This window comes from Pseudoalteromonas luteoviolacea CPMOR-1 (assembly GCF_001625685.1).
Taxonomy (GTDB): Bacteria; Pseudomonadota; Gammaproteobacteria; order Enterobacterales; family Alteromonadaceae; genus Pseudoalteromonas; species Pseudoalteromonas luteoviolacea_K.
Genome location: NZ_AUYC01000057.1, coordinates 1 through 274 on the forward strand (window position 1 = coordinate 1; position 274 = coordinate 274).

Here is a 274-nt window from a genome sequence, read left to right on the forward strand (position 1 = left end):
AGAAATCAAATTTACAGAAAAGCCAAAAGCCGGTGATAAGTCAGTATCAGGTAAAGTGTTCTTGGATGTAAACCAAGATGGCAACGTGGATCAAAATGATGCGCTGCTAAAAGACATCACAGTGACTATCACGGGCACGGATAAATATGGTCAAGCGGTAAATCAAAGTGTAGTGACGAATGCGAGCGGTGCGTTCAGCTTCACAGGTTTGATTGAATCGAATGCGAATGGTTACACCATCACGCAAACACCTAGCACAACGTATCAAACAGGT

The 274-nt window shown here is 43.1% G+C and carries 1 protein-coding gene; it reads left to right on the top strand.

All coding sequences use genetic code 11. From position 1 onward, the window contains the following. Positions 1-274, top strand: a 274-nt coding sequence (locus N473_RS20650) for an SdrD B-like domain-containing protein (protein ID WP_155735683.1), incomplete at both ends; no start/stop codon positions are given.